1 pseudogene is annotated in these 233 nt (G+C 77.3%); it reads right to left on the minus strand.

The features are described 5' to 3' along the window. Positions 1-233: pseudogene (locus tag KVT39_RS37515) on the minus strand (hypothetical protein); the annotation flags it as partial.

Raw genomic sequence — 233 nt, forward strand, 5'->3', positions numbered from 1 at the left:
CGGCTCCGCGCCGCACAGCGGCTTGAGCACGCTGACCGGCTCGAAGCCGTCGCGCGCGGCCGTGCGCGGCGTGCGCGGCTGCGGCGCGTACGCGGCGACGAGCGCATAACCGGCCGCGGCCAGCGTGAACGCGGTCAGGAGCCAGTCGAGCAGCGTTGCGGTCGGCGTCCTGCGCCACGCCTCCCCGCGGCCTGAACGCCACGGCGAACGCTGGGGCGGGGTTGGGCGTGGTG

It is taken from the genome of Burkholderia sp. GbtcB21, from assembly GCF_019091065.1.
GTDB lineage: Bacteria > Pseudomonadota > Gammaproteobacteria > Burkholderiales > Burkholderiaceae > Burkholderia > Burkholderia pyrrocinia_C.